The sequence below is a fragment of the Candidatus Thiodiazotropha sp. AKIB8 genome (genome assembly GCF_058244675.1).
Genome location: NZ_JBSYOO010000034.1, coordinates 1 through 17,605, shown reverse-complemented (window position 1 = coordinate 17,605; position 17,605 = coordinate 1). Strand labels below are relative to the sequence as shown.

The following is a 17,605-nucleotide window of genomic DNA, read 5'->3' as shown; positions in this document are numbered from 1 at the left end:
GATCATGATGTAAGAGAGAAGATCAACTTCTGTATCAAACCGTGAGGATGGTCGAACCGGTTGTCTCTCTCGCTTCCAATGCCCGGTGCGCCTTGGCCGCTTCCGCCAGCGGGTAGCGCTGATTGACTTCAATACGGATTGCTCCGGACTGCACTAATCCAAACAGGGCCGATGCGCTGTCGCGTAAATCCTGGGTATCGGCAGTATAATTCATCAGCGTTGGGCGGGTCAGATAGAGCGAGCCATGTGCAGTGAGTGAACCAAGCTCCACAGGCGGAACCTTACCCGAGGCGTTACCAAAGCTGACCATCATGCCTCTCATGGAGAGGGAGTTCAGGGAGGTCTCCCAGGTATCTTTACCGATGCCATCGTAGACCACCGGCACACCACGACCGTCTGTAATCTCCTTGACCCTTGAAGCTACATCTTCATGACGATAGAGGATTGTGTGATCACAGCCATGAGCACGTGCGAGTTCGGCTTTCTCCTCGTTACCCACAGTGCCAATGACTGTTGCCCCCAGGTGTTTCGCCCACTGACAAAAGATCAGGCCAACGCCACCTGCAGCAGCATGAAAGAGTAGAGTTTCGCCGGCCTGAACTGGATAGGTACGCTGCAACAGGTATTCGGCAGTCATGCCTTGCAGCATCATCGCAGCCGCCTGTTCAAAGTCTATCTCATCGGGCAACCTGACTAATCGTCCGGCTGGGATGTTACGCACTTCGGCATAAGCACCGAGGGGTGGTGAGGCGTAAGCTACTCGATCACCAGGTTTAAGGTCACTGACATCCTCAGCGACGACCTCGACAACCCCTGCACCCTCCATTCCCAGGGTGCAGGGTAGTTCAGGCGTGGGATAGATCCCGGTGCGGTGATAGACATCGATGTAGTTCAGGCCCACCGAATGTTGACGAATTTGAACTTCACCCGGCCCAGGAGGGGCAAGTTCAATCTGTTCCCAGCGCATCTGCTCCGGGCCACCATATTTATGGATGCGTATTGCTTTGTGCTTCATCTGCTATCTCGTGCAATTTCAGGTTAAGAAATGGCCAGAAAGGGTCTGACTGAAGGAGAGTGAATCCCAGTACCGATGTTAGTGAGTCTGGATGAAATCGATGACTTGTTGAGAGACTCCCTAGGATAATTGCTCAGGCTTATGAAGGGCAAATCCTTGGGCGTAGTCTACGCCAACTTCCTCAAGGATTTCTGAGATCGCCATGTTATGAACAAACTCTGCGATGGTCTGCATGCCATGCACCTTTGCAACTTCCATGATTGATCTCACCACAGCAAGGTCGCGTTCATCGCTGTCCAGGTTACGCACGAACAGGGCATCAATTTTGAGGAAATCCACTTCCAGTTCACGTAGATAGGCAAAGGAGGATAGACCGGTACCAAAATCATCCAGTGCCACTTTTACACCTAAGTTACGCATCATGCGAATGAAGTACTTAGCTTTGTCAAGACGGTCCATTGTCGCTGTTTCAGTGATTTCGAAGCTAATGCATTTTGGATCAATCTGATATTCATCGAATTGACTGATGACAAATTCGGCCAGATCATCGCTTGAGAGACTCAAGCCTGAGAGATTGATGGCGAAACAGGTATCCTGGAATTGCCCACCCTTAATTTTCTTGAGGTGCCGGCAGGTGTTGCTAATCACCCATCGGTCGATTTCAGGCATCAGATTGAAGCGCTCTGCTGCTGGAATAAACCGATCAGGGGTTAGTATTTGCCCTTGATTATCTCGCATACGCAGCAGAATCTCAGCATGTTCAGGTAACCCTTTTTGCAACGGAACAATACGTTGGTAATAGAGCACAAATCGCTGCTCTCTTAAGGCGTTATTGATCTCTTCGACAGATAGGAATTGTGCACGTTGGGCGCGAAAATATTCGTCGTTGTCCCGATAAATTTCAATGCGGTTTCGGCCGCGATCCTTGGCCGCGTAGCAGGCTTGATCCGCCGCTATCAGTAATTCGTCGATGTTCCGCTGGGCATCAGTAACAGTGACCATGCCCACAGAAGCGCCAAGCTGAAAGTGATGTTCCTCGTAGCTGTATTGGTGGGCGTGAATCGCATCGATCAGTTTGGTTGCCTGGCGATAGGCCTGCTCCTCATCACCCTCCAATATCAGTCCAAACTCATCGCCACCCAGTCGTGCCAGAAAGCCGTTGCTCATGGATTGCCGCATAATTGCGGTGATCTCCTGCAGCAGTTTATCCCCGGCACTATGACCACAGGTGTCATTGACCAGTTTGAATTGATCAAGATCGATGTAGAGAAGGCATTTTGCCTGACCTCCGGTACGCAAGTCGTCGAGGATCTTTTGCAAGCCCACCTCGAAGGCGCGGCGATTGAACAGTCCGGTCAAGTCATCGTGATTGGCCTGATACTCCAAGGCTTCGCGGGCATGATGTTCAAGTGAGATATCCCGAATACTGGAGCGATACCCCAGCGAGTTGCCTTTTTTATCAGCAATCGGTTGCCAGGACATTGCCACCCAAACGACTCGCCCATCCTTTCGCTTGATACGAAACTCCTGATCCTGCCCGGTCTTGCCTTGCATACCCAACCGATGACAACGTTCCACCAGACTGAGATCATCACTAAATATGATTGGTAATGGAAAGTCGGGCATAGTGTAGCACTCCAGCTGGGTATAGCCGGTGACCCGATTTACAGCCGGGTTGACCCATCGCAGATGACCGTCTGCAGCCAGCCAATTCTCCCAGCCATAGGTGTAGTCGGCGATGGTGCGGGAACGAAGGTCGCTCTCACGCAGTGCTAGAATTCGGTTCTGAATGGCGTCAGCCATGAGATTAAAGCTCTTGCCAAGCTGGGCGATCTCATCCTTTCCCTCTAACTTCAGGCGTATTTCGTAATCCCCGTTAGCAACACGACCACTCGCATCCATCAACGCAGCCATATGACGGGTGAGCCAATAACCTATAATAGAGAGCAAAATGACTGTGAGAGTTATTCCCGCTAGTGCAATAAGCATTCCCTGAGTGAATAAGGCTTGTTTTGCCTGATGGATATATTCTATTGAGAGTCCGTACTGAACTTGGCCATAATTCTGATCAAATAAATCTACACTAAATCGAACATGGGTGATTTTTCTGCCTTGCGGGTCACGACCGGGTGGAGGTAGTGATATTTCCTGATCCCAGCCACTGGTGGCAAGAAAGCGTCCATTGATATCGGTCACCACCAGATAGAGGACATCATCAGCCTTTCGCCATCCATCCAGAATATCGCGCAGTGTGGCGTAATCCCTTGATGCCAGTGGTACAGCGACCGAGGTCTTATAGGCCAATTCAATCGCCTTGATGCGCGACTCTGTAAGCCGCTCCATCGATGTCTCAATCAGGCGTACGCTGTTGCCCACTAACAGGGCCAGCATAATGATCTCCACCAGAATACTGGTCAGCAGCATCTTGCTTCGAAGAGATAGTCGCCATTGCAAAAACGACTTCATGCTAACAGAGAGCTTTCCGGAAAGAGGGTCGAACCTCTATTGCGCATGTTGAAGAGATTGTTTCTGTAGCCTGTAAATATTTGGTGCCCTTTAGTCATTTTTGCATCAACTCTTTCACGATTGGCACATAGGGGTATAGTTTCTCGATGCCCTCATTGTCTACAGCAATATATCCATGATATCCAGTATTTTTGAAGAAAGCCTCACCCTCTGGTGTGGCGGGAAAGCTGTTTAACGCCTCTAAGATCTGTTGAATCTTCCCCTTGCCCAGACGCTCATGGGTCAGGGTCATCAGATGCGGCATCATTACCTCTGTTGGCATAATCTCGATATGGTCACGAATATCGTTCGGAATCTGCTTTAAAGGCGTGTAGGTGGTTAGCGCTGCATCAAGATCACCTACTGTCACTGCGGCGATTGCTGCACCATGGGTTGGCTTCTCAACCACCGTGAAATCCCTGCCTGCGAGCAGTCCTTGTTCGCGTAACCAGCTCAGTCCACCAATCGCTGAGACCGATAGCTGGTTTGGTAAGCCGATATGTTTACCTTTGAAATCTTCTACTGTTCGAATCTTCGAGCTTTTACGCACCACAAAGATGGGTTGCAGTGTAGTGTTATAGCGCACCAGGGGTATGTATCCAGCTTCAAGACTCATTACCCCGAAGTGGGGGCCTGTGATCAGGAGATCGAACGCCCCGGCCATTGAATCCTGTTGGAAGGCAACATAGTTGGCTGAAGTATAGATATCGATTGACTGGCCCAACTCCTTTTGCAAATGCTGACGCAAAGGCTGATGGGTCTTGATTAAAGCCAAGGTACTGTTAAAAGGCATGATTCCCAAGCGCAGCGACTGCGACGTTTCTGCAGCCAGATGGGTGCTCCAAGTCGACAATATGAGCAGTAGCAGAGAAAAACGATAAGCCAGGTCAAGCATGGGTGATCTCTGTGACTGATATAAAGAAGAGTTCAACATGGCGGTGTTATCGGCAAGGTTTTGCATTAATTGAGCGGTGTATCTCTCGAATGAGAGCTTACATTAGGCCTGTAACAGGGTTTTTTGCTTCTCTCATAATCTATCTCTATGCAGTCGCTGATCACTTCCTGCAATCTTTTGGCTTAAGCGCTATGCTGTAATTGACTGAGTATTCTACGCTTCCACGCAGAACGTGCTCATACTATTAGCACTTGGTGTCGTGCTCGTGTTGTCGCTTAGCTTGAGAGGTTCTCTGTAGCCTCAGGTTTATCCAAGCCAATCAGCTCTTCATCTGTCTCATTATGGAGTTTTCCAAGTAGATCGAAATCATCGAGGATACAATAGACTGCGGGAACCAGAAACAGTGCCACCAGGGTCGCTGCAGTCAGTCCAAAGGCTATGCTGGCTGCAAGAGGAATCAGGATCTGAGCCTGTAGACTCTTTTCCAGAAGCAGAGGTGTCAATCCTGCAATGGTACTGATCGAGGTTAATAGAATAGGGCGGAATCGGGCGCGGGCTGCACGCTTTGCTGCTTCGATAACAACAACCCCTCTGGCTGATTGATCACGGATAAATACAACCAATAGAATCGAATCATTGACCACAACACCAAACAGAGATGCCATGCCGACCATGCTGGGCATGGTCAGATCCAAGCCTAAAGCCATGTGTCCGAACATTACCCCGATCAGGGCTGCCGGGATCACAAGCATTACAGTCAGTGGTGCCACATAACCCTTGAACTGTAACGCCAGAAGCATATAGACACCAATCAGACCCAGCAGTACATTACGCCCAATGGATTGTCCTGTTTTTGCAGACTCTTTGCTCTCTCCCTGAATGTCGAAATGAATGTCAGGGTAACGTTCGAGGAGTCCGGGAATGAATTCTGCCTGGGCTACAGCAAGCAGTTCTTGAGCATTGGCCTGGGTTCGGTCTACGTCACCCTGGATAGTTACGGTACGTTGTCGGTCTACCCGATTGATTCTTGCCCAGCCTCGAACCTCTTCAATGTCGACAACAGTGGAAAGAGGGATCAGACGCCCCCCACTACCAGCTATGCTTAAGTTATACAGATCTTCAGCGTCTACCCGATCACTTGCTATTAATCTCAGATTAACTTCGTAGGTTTCCGCTCCAACCTGAAACTCATCAATCTTCATGCCTTGGTAAGCGGTTCTTACCTGTTCTGAAACCAATTGGGCATCGAGGCCTAATACCCCGGCGCTTGGTTTGAGATGTAGCCGAAATTCCCGTTTGCCTGGGCGAAGGTCATCACTCAGGTCATTCACACCCTGAAAATTATTGAGCCATGCCTGTAGTTCATTTGAGGCTTGTTTCAATCGCTCCAGGTCATAACCCAAAAGGCGCAGGTCGATGGGGCGACCCCCTGGGCCAAATGTGGGTTCGGTGTATTTGACAGAAATGACATCACTGAGTTGGCCTGTCTCCTGCCGCCAAAGGTTTACAACATCATCCAGTCGAGCATCACGGATCTCAGCGCTGAGTAGATCTACAACCACGCGGGCCACATGGGGGCCTGTTTCATAAGCGTCTGGATTCTGGCCGTAGATGACTGTGATATTTTCAACCAGGGATTGACCCTCTGGTTGATTTGGTGTGAAGGCTTGGTTGGTTCGTTCCAAGGCTTGAGTGATATGTTCTATGACCCCCTCAGTGCGCGATAGCGGCGTCCCTTGAGGCAGCAGTACCCTGGCTTCCAGCACATCACCATCCAGATCAGGAAAGCCGACAAACTTCAAATGGCCACTTGCTGGCATCGCTATGGATAGAATCAACATCATGAAAACAATGCCGAGCGTCAAATAGCGGTAATTCACTGCCCGATCTACCAGTGGACCAAACCAGTTATCGCGGAATCCGGCAAAGCGCTTTTCGAACCCTTGACGGAAACGTGATGCCGGTTTGTTGCTCATATGTGCCAGTGAGTGACTCAAGTGGTGGGGTAGAATCAGAAATGCCTCCAACAGGCTTACACTGATCACAATAATCAAAACGATGGGCATTATTCTGAGAATCTGTCCGATATCTCCCGAGATAAAAGCCAGGGAGCCAAATACCATCAGCGTGGTAGCAAAAGAGGAGGCAATGCCTGGTAGTACCTGCTGTACTCCGACTATGGCAGCATGTAGTGGTTTATCTCCTTTACTCATGCGTGAAGCGATGTTTTCTGCGATCACAATGGCATCATCCATTAGCAATCCTATGCCAATTAGCAGGCCTACCATGGAGATCATGTTTATGGTGACATCGAACAATGGTAGAACAAATAGAGCACCTAAAAATGAGACAGGCAGTCCCATAGTGACCCAGAAGCTATAGCGCAAACTAAAGAAGAGCCAGAGAACCAGGAATACGGCAATCAGTCCCTGGATTCCATTAACAATCAGCATATCGAGACGGTCTTGTACCACCGATGCTCGGTCTTGGGTGAGGCTCAGCTGAATGCCTTGAGGGGCTTGCTGGTTCTCTTGTTCCACAAAGTGCTCAACAGTGGCAAGCACTTCAAGAATATCCTGGGAACGGGTTTTTGCAATATCCAAAACCGCTGCCCGTTTGTCGTTAAACAGAATTTTCTCTTCATTCCGGTCGAATCGATCGGTTATCTTTGCAATATCACCTAAACGAATCGTCGCACCAGTGCTGCTTGAGATAACAGGAAGATCATAAAACTCGTCAGCCTGTTTTCGCTGGTCATCAAAACGCAGCAGAATATCCTCCTGATCACCCTCAAGACGACCAGCTGGTGTGCTGATGCTGTAGCGACTGACGGCATTGGCTATATCCTTCGCGGATAGACCGAACTGCCGTAAACGTAAATCGGAAATCTCGATACGTATATGGTGATCAGAGAATCCATTGATTGTGACTTCAGCCAAATCGGCTTGGGTTAACAGTGTTGCCTTGAGATGCTCTGCGTAGGCTTTCAGTGCTACAGGGTCTTTAGGGCCTGTTACTGCAATTGAGATAACCGGTTCAGTACGCCCAAGCTCTTTGATTACTGGTAGTTCTGTCTGTTCCGGCAGATCATCGAGTGCGTCGATCTCAGCTTTTACATCATCAAGAAAACGGCTCATTTCGGCGCCTTCGTTCATCGATGCGGTCGCAACACCAACGCCCTCACTTGCTTCACAGCGCATCTCGTTAAGGTCGCTGATTCCTTCAAGAGCATCTTCCAGGCGACGGCAGACTGCATCTTCAACATCCTCAGCAGTTGCGCCTTTATAGATTACCCGGATCTCCACTTCGTCATTCTCTATCTCCGGGAGTGTCTCTTTTTGCAGGCCGGGCAGGGCAGACAAACCCAGTAGCATAATTGCCACCATAAGTAGATTGGCGGCATTGGGGTGACGGGCGAACCAGTTGATCATAACTGGCCTCGTGCACTTTTCTGTAGTCTATCGGATATCTCTTGATCCGGTATGGTTTGTAGCAGCATACCGGTGACTGCAGGCACCAGATCTGAAACCACAACCTTTTGACCCGGTTTGATACCATTGGCAATCACACTGATATCGCCCTGGTTGAATAGAACCTCCACTGGTTGCCGCTGCAGCCGGCTCTCTTCATCTACCGTGTAGACAACACCATTCTTGATTGCTGAACGGGGGAGTACGATTCGGTCAGCTTGTGACTTGCCTTGTAGAAGTACCTGCACGAACATACCCTTTGATAGCGGAGGACGGAGGCCTGGTATGACTTTGTCGAATGGTCTGTCTACTGCGACTACGACACCCATGGTGCGGGTCTCAGGATCAACACTGTCGCTAAAGCGCACAAACTCCGCTTCCCATTCAGCAATAGCGGTTCCCATATCAAGTTTTAGAAGTGGCTTCAAGGCAACTGCTTGAGCAAGGTTTTCACCGAGCATTTCAAATTCTGAAAGCTCGCGACCAATGAAAAGACGGCGAATTGAAGAGAGAGGAAAGCGAGCAATAACTTCAACACGATCTACTTCATCCCCTACCAGTAGAGTTCCACCTTTACTGACATATTGATCTATTTCAATCGCCATATCAGCAACACGCATATTGAAAGGCGCGACTATGCTGGTATTTCCCAAATCTCTTTCAGCCTGAATCTTTTTCGCTTCAAGCACTTTGCGTTTGGTGGGTAACAGGGCCAGATTGTTTTTTACATTTTGTACTGCGTTTCGGCTATTCAGCAGATTTCTTTCTGCGTTATCCAGGTCACTTTTGGAAGCGGTGCCTTTTGCTGTAAGCTTGGTTACTCTCTCCAATTCACGTTGCGCTATTTTCAGGCCGCGTTCTTCAATGGAGAGAGAGGCCTTGGTATTATTCTGCTCTACCTGAAGCTCGGCAAGTTCAGCTGTTACCTGCGCCAGATTGAGTTCGTAATCGACAGGATCTATTTTCAACAATAGTGTGTCTTTGGTAATTATCTCCCCATTACGCAGTCGGGGATGAAGTTCAACGATACGCCCGGATACCTGGGCAACACCTGACCAGATGCGGGCCGGCTGTATGGTGCCGTAGCCTTCTGCGACAGGGGTTAATTCCAATTGAGGTGTTTCAATCACCCGTACCAGCTTGGTGGGCTCGCCAACTTCTTTGGTCTCTGGGGGCTGTTTTTGGCCGACCATCAATACCAGTATCCCGACCCCAATAACAATCGGGGGTATGAAGAGCAGTTTTCGCCAATTAGAATTTTTGTCGGACATATTATTTCCGTATTCAGGGTTTATATGGTCACAAATTGTTATAGATTGCTCTACTCTCAAGCAACACTCTGTAGTTGTTTGTTAAATGATTTTTTATCGCTTCGATTATGGCTCTGCTGTAGTTTTTCTTTTTCAATAGTCTAAGCAGTGTTGTCTTGCCAATATGGAACATAACTGTCTGTCCAATCAGGGCATGTACCAGAAATAGCACTTCCGCTTCCCTCGGTTGAGAACCAAGGTACTTCGCCACCAGCTTTGCAAGGGTGTGATTCATCGGTTGCAGAAAGTTGTCAAAGAGGATTTGGTAGGCTTCCGAGGGTTGGCTTTGCTCACGAAAAATGATTCCTGGTGCGTGTTTGCCAATCTCACCCAGGAGAGTATGTTCGAAGAAGTTGAGGAGCAATTGACAAGTCTGATCTGCACAATCTTCTGCTGAGTAGTGCTCAAGGTTCTGGTTGATGGACTCAAGCTGTTCAGATATACCGGCATGAAGTGTTTCTGACAGATAGCTGACAGTTGCGTTATAGAGTCCTCTCTTGTTCTCAAAATGGTAGGAGATAGCAGAGATATTTGCTTCCGCCATTTCAACTATTTCTCTCGTGCTCACACCTTCATAATCTTTGCTACCAAAGCTTTTTAAGGCTGCATTCAATAGACGTTTTCTGGTGTCAATCTGGTTTGGACTCAACTGAGTGGGCATAGGACTATAGCAATTAGATATCAGATCGATATATTAGCTTTGATAAAAATATAAATCAAACGATTGATTTAAATTTTAAAGGTTAAGAGAGATCTGATACGGCTGGTTTGTCATTATCTGGTGGGGAAGGTGCCCATATGTCAGAACCATGACTAATCCATTGTGTGGCCTGCCAGTTGCATTACATCTGGTATATGTGAGATCAAAACGCCGATGACCACCAGCACTACTAGCAAGGTTATTCCCCCGACGAAATTTACCAGCATATTTTTACCGGAGCTATGATCTGCAAGGGCATGGGCGACATCAGAAATGTTGACCAAACCCTGAAGCTTGTCATTTTTATAGATTAGAAGACGACGGCACTTATTGGTTCTCATGAGTTTGATGGCATTGGCACATGAGCTGTCATAATGGACAGATATAAGGTTTTTTGTACAAACATCGCTCAAGTTTAGTGCGTTTGGGTCTTGGCCTGCACCAATCACGCGCACCAGCAGGTCTCTCTCAGTAAACAGACCAGAGACCTGGTCATTGTCCATAACCACTAATGAGCCAATATTTTTTGCCGCCATGAAGCTTGTTGCGGCCTGAACATCTGTATTGCTGTCCAGAGAGGAGACAGGTTCTGATATGAGCTTACCAACGCAACATGCCATGTGATTGTCCTTTTATTTGGTATATAAAATATGATCTTAATTTTTTTATGCTTATTTTTTGATTTGGCAGCAATACCCATGCCAAAGTTTATGTCGCGAACAACATGAGAATTTGGATTTCGCTGGGCTAGCTCTGTAATGGTGGGGGCTCCATGATTTGTTCTGAGGTTCCCTGGTTATCGTGATCCTGCCTCAGGCTTAACCATAGACGGCAATTCCAGTCCTGGCTATACGGGTTGAATCAGAAACTATCACAGACACATTTCCCTCATCTTGTGCTATGTAATGCTTTTTCTTGTCTAAATCCTCACTCAACATCAGGGATCAGGCAAGACTAATCGTTTAACACGATAATGAGCGAATTTCATGGCATCCAGTGGTCTCTCTCTGTGCAACAGGGCCGATTCGATTAGTGTTAACAGGCCCTAGTGTTGCTGGGTTATAAAACAAATATACTGTCTGATCAAGATGCCTCTGATCAATTAATGTGTCGGTGTTTGTCTGTCGAGACTTTCCGGCTTAACGCTGTAATAGAGAATAATTCATAGAACCTATAGTGAGACAAATCATGAAGGCTTCCGATCTAATCGTAAAATGCCTGGAAGAAGAGGGGGTAGAGTATATTTTCGGTGTTCCCGGTGAGGAAAATGCCGATTTCATGCTCTCTCTTGAGCAATCAACCAAGATTAAATTTATCCTTACCCGACATGAGCAGGGCGCAGCTTTTATGGCTGAGATCTATGGTCGACTCACAGGTAATCCCGCTGTATGTCTGGGTACATTGGGGCCTGGGGCAACCAATCTGATCACAGGCGTTGCTGATGCGAATATGGATCGTGCCCCAATGCTGGTATTAACCGGTCAAGGTTCAACAGAAAGATTGCATAAAGAGTCGCACCAGATCATGGATGTTGTGGATATGTTCACACCTGTTACCAAATGGGCAACCAGTATCTACAATGCCGTTACGATTCCCGAAGTTATTCGTAAAGCAGTGCGTATCGCACGTACCGAAAAGCCTGGTGCTGTATTAATCGAGTTGCCAGAAGATATCGCCAAACATCAAGTTGATTCAGAACCTCTTGAGCCTCGCCGCTTTCGACGCTCGGTGGCTGACGATAAAATCGTTGATCAGGCTTTTGAACTGCTCAAAAAAGCCAAAAGGCCGGTGATTATTGCAGGTAACGGTGCAATTCGACGTCGAGCTGCAAAGCAGTTACGTCTCTTGTGCGAAAAAACGGGCATAGGCGTACTCACTACCTTTATGGCAAAAGGCGCTGTGGACTGTGCCGCAGACTACTGTCTGTACACCATTGGGCTTGGCAGCAAGGACTATCCAACATTAGCGATTGATGAAGCTGATCTGGTGATAACCCTGGGATTCGATATGGTCGAATATCATCCAAGGTTGTGGAATCCGCATAAGAACAAAACTATTATCCATGCTGATTTTCTGCCATCGGAGGTAGATGAATACTACCACCCTCAGGTCGAACTGGTCGGAGATCTGGCCCACACACTATGGATGATCAATGAGCGCATAGAGCAGCGGGGTGTTGCCGATTTTGATCTGCAGCGACAGACAGAGCTTCGCTATCTGATGCAGAAAGAACTGGCGGTACACTCTGATGATGATACAGAGGGTTTGCTACGCCCTCAAAAGATGTTGTGGGATCTTCGTCAGCTTCTTGGGCCAGATGATATCCTGCTGTCCGATGTTGGCGCGCATAAAATGTGGATTGCACGCCACTATCATTGCCATCAACCAAACACCTGCTTGATTCCCAATGGCTTCTGCTCGATGGGATCTGCCTTGCCAGGTGCGATTGCAGCCAGTCTTGTAGCACCAGATAAGCGCATTATCGGAATTGCCGGTGACGGAGGATTCCTGATGAATGTTCAGGAGATGGAGACAGCGAAACGTTTGAACTGCAATCTGGTTATGCTTATTTGGGAAGATTGCGCGTACGGCCTGATTGCGTGGAAGCAGGAGAGTCAGTTTGGTCGGCATACAGAGTTGGCATTTGGCAACCCAGACTGGCTTCAGTTAGCCGACTCTTTCGGTTGGAGTGGGTATCAGGTTGAAAACAGCAGCTCCTTCGCTGGCATACTTGAAGCTGCTTTTACTCAGCCAGGTCCAAGCTTGGTTGTTGCGCCGGTTGACTACCGTGAAAATATGAAGCTCACGCAAAGGTTGGGTGAAATTACCCAGCCTTGCCCTTTATCAAGTTGAGGAAGTTGAATATGACCACCTGTCTGAAGGTTACTTCACCCTATGATGGGGAAGTTCTGCAGGAGTTGCCCTGTGATGGCAGTGCTGCCATTGAAACAGCATTAGATCGAGCCTACTCCTGTTATCGAAACCGTAAGGGATGGATTCCTCTGCATGAGCGTGTAAGGATTCTTGAAGCTGTTGCAGAATTGATGTCAGATCGTTGTGATGAATTGGCACTTCAGGCGGCTCGAGAGGGTGGAAAGCCGCTGATGGATTCTCAGGTGGAGGCGAAACGCGCCATCGATGGTATTAAGCTGGCCATTGAAACCATTCGTACAGAGTCTGGAGAGGTTGTGCCTGTGAATGCAACCCAAGCGGGTAGCCAGCGGCTTGCTTTTACCCAAAAAGAGCCGATTGGAGTAGTGGTTGCTGTCAGTGCCTTTAACCATCCGTTGAACCTGATCGTACACCAGGTGGCTGCGGCAGTTGCAGCAGGGTGTCCAGTGATCGTCAAGCCAGCTGAAGATACCCCGGTTTCATGCAAGACATTTGTGGATTTACTACACGAAGCAGGACTTCCAAAGGCGTGGTGCCAGTTTGTATTACCTGAAAATCTTGAATTGGCTGAACGCTTGGTTACAGATCCACGAGTGGGCTTTTTCAGTTTTATTGGCAGTGCAAAGGTAGGCTGGATGCTACGCTCCAAACTCGCCCCAGGGACACGATGTGCGTTGGAGCATGGTGGTGCTGCTCCGTTGATACTGGCGTCAGATGCTGATCTGGATAAAGCTTTGTCTGCGGTTCTCAAAGCGGGCTTCTATCATGCAGGGCAGGTCTGTGTCTCAGTACAACGGGTATTTGCAGAAGCAGAAGTTGCTGAAGTGTTCAGCGAAAGATTGGCCGAGCTTGCAAGAGCTTTAAAAGTTGGTGACCCAGCTTTGATAGAGACAGAAGTCGGGCCACTGATTCGTCCCAGTGAGGTCAGCCGGGTTGCCAAGTGGGTTGAGGAGGCTAAATCAGAAGGCGGAAAGTTGTTAAACAGTGGTGGTATATTGGATAGCAACTGCTACAGCCCGACAGTAATATACAATCCTTCCTATGAGTCCAAGGTATCTCAGCAGGAGATATTTGGCCCAGTTGTTTGTGTCTACAAGAGTGATTCAATAGAGGCATCACTACAACATGCCAACGCACTTCCTTACGCCTTTCAGGCAGCAGTGTTTACCAGCAATATTGATACAGCCATGCTGGTCTACCGTAATATCGATGCCTCTGCTGTGATGGTTAATGAGCACACCGCATTTCGTGTGGACGGTATGCCATTTGCGGGATTACGCCAATCTGGACTTGGTGTTGGGGGTATCCCGCATACGATCCGAGATATGCAGGTTGAAAAAATGATGGTGTTGAATTCTGTAAACCTTTAAACCAAATTCCGGTTTTCTGAGGAGATTCTGATTGGTTGGGTTAGTACTCGAAAGATGCCAGGCCATATTAAGTCTTAGTGTCATCGAGCATGTAGAGCAGTTTAACAGAGACGATAGCGGGATCTAGGGGAGTAAACAGGACTTCTGAGAAATTCATACCATATGGTGCGGCAAGGCCGCACCATACATTACACTTCTATTAACCCTGTCATCCAATACTGATCATTCAGGAGCTGGTACTGGAAATCTAGAGGGTTTACTCACCTTAGAGATTCTCTTCGATGATCATAGGTTGAAACTTAAATACATTTTTAGATTTTGGGTTAACAGTGATTTTGACCCAATGTACACGGCTGGATCCAAAGTTTTCAACTCGAGTGAAGTTACCAATAAAACCATTTTCAACCAGACCAGGTTTGTCGACTCGGAAATAGTGAGAATCACCGTGTGCAAGAACAACAGGTTTGCCATATTCTAGGGTACGTTGCTCAAGTGTGGTCAGTATTTCTGTGAAACCAAGTCTGGCAGCTGTCAGTGCATCACCTGATGGTAAGGCGTAGCTGACTTCCAGGATCGGGTTGGCCTGCATCATAAACAGTACACCTGGTGCCTTCTCCTCAATTGCTTTATCGAATGTACTATTGATCCACTCGACAGCCGCATCGATACGACGAATTGCTTCAGCATCGTCCTCATCTGTTCTTGTAGCAGAGGAGGCTGGGTCAAAGGCTTTCAAGCCATTATTACTGCCAACGACATGCAGGGCAGCAAACATCACGCCATTCTTGCTCCAGCGAACATTCTCAGGAAACTCTTCATAGCCATCAGTCCAGGCCTGAGTTTCTACAGACATGGTTTTTCCACCGATGGTTTTACCTGGGTTGAAAAAGAAAACCTCTCTAAGCATAGCCAGGCGTTCTAAAGGTTGATATTCACCAGCTTTGACACGATGACAGTCAGTCCACTCATTGTCACCAGGTGTGTAGATAAAGGGCTTATTGAATGCGTTGTAACGATCCAGACGATCATAGAAAAGGTCATTCGAGCATTCAGTGCCACCACTCTTAATGTCACCGGTATGAATGACCCATTTTAGTTTCTTTTGACGGTTGATTTTTTTTACAAGGTTATCGAAGGGTGGATATTCGGTGTATGGCGCTACACCATAGGGGACATCACCAATCATGGCGAATGAGAATGCATTTGAGTCCTCTCTGTCGCTATCGTCTTCATATTCTATACCACCAGCTACAACAGAGAAGGATATCAGTGCTGCTGCAAGGCTAGAGGTTATTTTGGTAAATGATGATTTCACGTTATTATCTCCAAGAAAAATTTATTCCAATTGATTGCGATGTTATCGGGTCTAGTGTCAGCCATTTATCACCAGAAACTCAGGTATCGCTATATCAACTGGTGGTAGGGTGCTCTTGATCAACTTTCAAACATGGAGGGGAGAGTGTAGATAGGAACCCTTTCAGGAAGATTTCATTTGTGCATTCGATATGTGACAATTTTAATTCACAAAATGACAATAAATCCCATAAATAACTATGTTCTTGGATTCGCACATATTTAGTATTTAAATTATCAAGCTAACTTCATAATTTATTAATGTTGCGTAAATATAATTATCACATAAATTTCATAAATGTATTGCCCAAAGTGACATAAATTATCTTCAGAATGCGCTTACTTACGGAGGAGCAGGTCGTGAGTCATGGAGTGGCATAGTTATTTACTCGGCACCTTAATGTGCCGGGTTAATAAGAGTTTTAAAAAAATACTAATCCGAGGATGATTGTCCATGTTCAAACATAAATTACTCTCTATCGCCATTGCTGCCACAATTGCAATCAGCGGTTCAGTGGTTGCCGGTGGTATTAAAAGCCACAATTTCAAGCCACTGGATGAGTCAGCAAACTCAGCTGACTGGGATCCAGCCTCACCATGGAAGCTGCCAAAGGGGTTCAATCAATGGGTTGTGTCTGATGAGACCAACCTGAATATCTACGACAATGGTCGTGATGACTGGCATGACATGAACACTGTCAATGAAACAGGCCCTGAAAAAGGTCGTTTCATGTACCGTACTCATGAGCTGCGTCTCCCAGACAGCCTGCCAGAGGGTGGTACAGTAAGTGTTGTAGACCTGAAGACTGGCGAAACAAAGATTCTTGCGCAAGACCCCAGCTACAATGCTCTCGACGGTATCCGTTGGACCCCTTGGGGAACCATCCTCTTTGCAGAAGAGGTTGAAGGTGGACGTCTGCTAGAGATTTTCCTCGAAGATGACTTGATGACAGCTAAATCTGTAGTTGATCGTCCAGCTGTTGGTCGTCTTGCACACGAAGGTATTGATCTCGATAAAGAGGGTAACTTGTATATAGTCGATGAGCATCGTGGACGCACATCAGGCTGCAACGGCGTTGTACCTTGTGGCGGCGGCGTATACAAGTTCGTACCTGATCAGGCTGGTGATCTCTCTACTGGCTCACTCTACGTTCTTAAAGTCAATGGTGCTGATGGCGTTGGTATGGGTGAATGGGCTGGTCCTATCGATCCATTAACTGCACGTCAATCCGGTACTGATGCTGGTGGTCAAAGCTATCAGCGTCCTGAGGATGTGGAAGTGATCGGTGAGACGCTTTATGTGGCTATTACTGAAGGACCACGAGATACCGAAACTGATGATGCTGGGCAACTGGTATTTAATAGTGAGCTGTATGAAGGCCGTGTCATTGCAGTTGACCTCAATACCATGAAAGTTACCAATTTTGTAAAGCCTGGTATGAATGTACCTGTTGAAATTGGTAAGCCTGGTGAAGAAGGGCATCAATCAGGTTTTGACAGTGTTGACAACCTGGCTGAAGCACCAAATGGTGACCTGGTAATGATTGAGGATAACAAGCCTTCTGATATATGGTTTGCCAGTCAAGTTACCAATAAGTATGGAGCATCACGTTATGTTTCTCTGTTTGCTTCGTTAACTGATCCTGGTGCTGAGGGAACCGGTATATATTTCAGCCCAGAAGATAATAAAACCCTTTACGTTAATGTTCAGCACTCAGCTGCTGATGATGGTGATGCAACATGGGCGATCAGTCGTAAAGGACCAAAGTCAGAAAAAGACGATGATGATCGTGAGGATGACGATAACAGAAAATAAAAAGTAGTGACTGGCAGGGAAGCCGGTTCAAAAGAGAAGGGAGTTTACAATTCAGGTGGCCTAAGGCCACCTTTTTTATCTTTTCAAAAAATGTTGTTCCTCAAACCTGGCAAAAATCTTCCTGATTACCCTCCATATTCAGCAAAAGAGTATCAACCTGTATATAGGTAATTTGCAGGTAGTGCCTGGTAGAGAACCACTTAAATTTATTTGAAGCATCACTTTTCTTTTCGAGTGCAGTTGGTGGGGCATGGCCCCACCCTACCTGTCTATATTAAA

11 protein-coding genes are annotated in these 17,605 nt (G+C 47.4%); 3 read left to right on the top strand and 8 right to left on the bottom strand.

Annotation, left to right across the window (positions count from 1 at the left end; all coding sequences use genetic code 11):
* Positions 1-34: 34 nt before the first annotated feature.
* From AC4IFB_RS10030 to AC4IFB_RS10000, 7 genes are all read right to left on the bottom strand, one after another.
* Entirely contained in the window at positions 35-1,015 is a 981-nt protein-coding gene (locus tag AC4IFB_RS10030) for a quinone oxidoreductase family protein (protein ID WP_490780092.1), read from the bottom strand.
* 120 nt (positions 1,016-1,135) lie between these two features.
* A complete protein-coding gene (locus AC4IFB_RS10025; protein ID WP_490780091.1) occupies positions 1,136-3,481 on the bottom strand; it encodes an EAL domain-containing protein in 2,346 nt (781 codons plus the stop codon).
* A 94-nt stretch (positions 3,482-3,575) separates the two neighbouring features.
* Positions 3,576-4,415, bottom strand: coding sequence for a phosphate/phosphite/phosphonate ABC transporter substrate-binding protein (locus AC4IFB_RS10020; protein ID WP_490780090.1), 840 nt, complete (start codon positions 4,413-4,415; stop codon positions 3,576-3,578).
* 275 nt (positions 4,416-4,690) lie between these two features.
* Positions 4,691-7,846, bottom strand: coding sequence for an efflux RND transporter permease subunit (locus AC4IFB_RS10015; protein ID WP_490780089.1), 3,156 nt, complete (start codon positions 7,844-7,846; stop codon positions 4,691-4,693).
* Positions 7,843-9,156 (bottom strand): efflux RND transporter periplasmic adaptor subunit, encoded by a 1,314-nt coding sequence (locus AC4IFB_RS10010; protein WP_490775324.1) that lies wholly within the window; start codon positions 9,154-9,156, stop codon positions 7,843-7,845. Before AC4IFB_RS10010 ends, AC4IFB_RS10015 begins: the two co-directional genes overlap by 4 nt.
* 28 nt (positions 9,157-9,184) lie before the next feature.
* On the bottom strand, positions 9,185-9,856 hold the full coding sequence (locus AC4IFB_RS10005; protein ID WP_490775323.1) for a CerR family C-terminal domain-containing protein: 672 nt from the start codon (positions 9,854-9,856) through the stop codon (positions 9,185-9,187).
* A 152-nt stretch (positions 9,857-10,008) separates the two neighbouring features.
* Positions 10,009-10,515 (bottom strand): CBS domain-containing protein, encoded by a 507-nt coding sequence (locus AC4IFB_RS10000; protein WP_490775322.1) that lies wholly within the window; start codon positions 10,513-10,515, stop codon positions 10,009-10,011.
* A gap of 568 nt (positions 10,516-11,083) precedes the next feature.
* Between AC4IFB_RS10000 and AC4IFB_RS09995 the strand changes: the two genes are divergently transcribed.
* Both AC4IFB_RS09995 and AC4IFB_RS09990 read left to right on the top strand, forming a co-directional pair.
* The gene (locus tag AC4IFB_RS09995; RefSeq protein ID WP_490775321.1) at positions 11,084-12,748 is read left to right on the top strand and encodes an acetolactate synthase large subunit; all 1,665 of its coding nucleotides are present in this window, start codon (positions 11,084-11,086) and stop codon (positions 12,746-12,748) included.
* Positions 12,749-12,759: 11 nt separating this feature from the next.
* Positions 12,760-14,157, top strand: coding sequence for an aldehyde dehydrogenase family protein (locus tag AC4IFB_RS09990; RefSeq protein ID WP_490780088.1), 1,398 nt, complete (start codon positions 12,760-12,762; stop codon positions 14,155-14,157).
* Positions 14,158-14,422: 265 nt separating this feature from the next.
* Here the strand turns inward: AC4IFB_RS09990 and AC4IFB_RS09985 are convergent, their stop codons facing one another.
* Complete coding sequence (locus tag AC4IFB_RS09985) at positions 14,423-15,472, bottom strand: metallophosphoesterase (protein WP_490780087.1); 1,050 nt, start codon at positions 15,470-15,472, stop codon at positions 14,423-14,425.
* 492 nt (positions 15,473-15,964) lie between these two features.
* Here AC4IFB_RS09985 and AC4IFB_RS09980 point away from each other — a divergent pair, with 492 nt between their 5' ends.
* On the top strand, positions 15,965-17,326 hold the full coding sequence (locus AC4IFB_RS09980; RefSeq protein ID WP_490775317.1) for an alkaline phosphatase PhoX: 1,362 nt from the start codon (positions 15,965-15,967) through the stop codon (positions 17,324-17,326).
* Positions 17,327-17,605 lie beyond the last annotated feature (279 nt).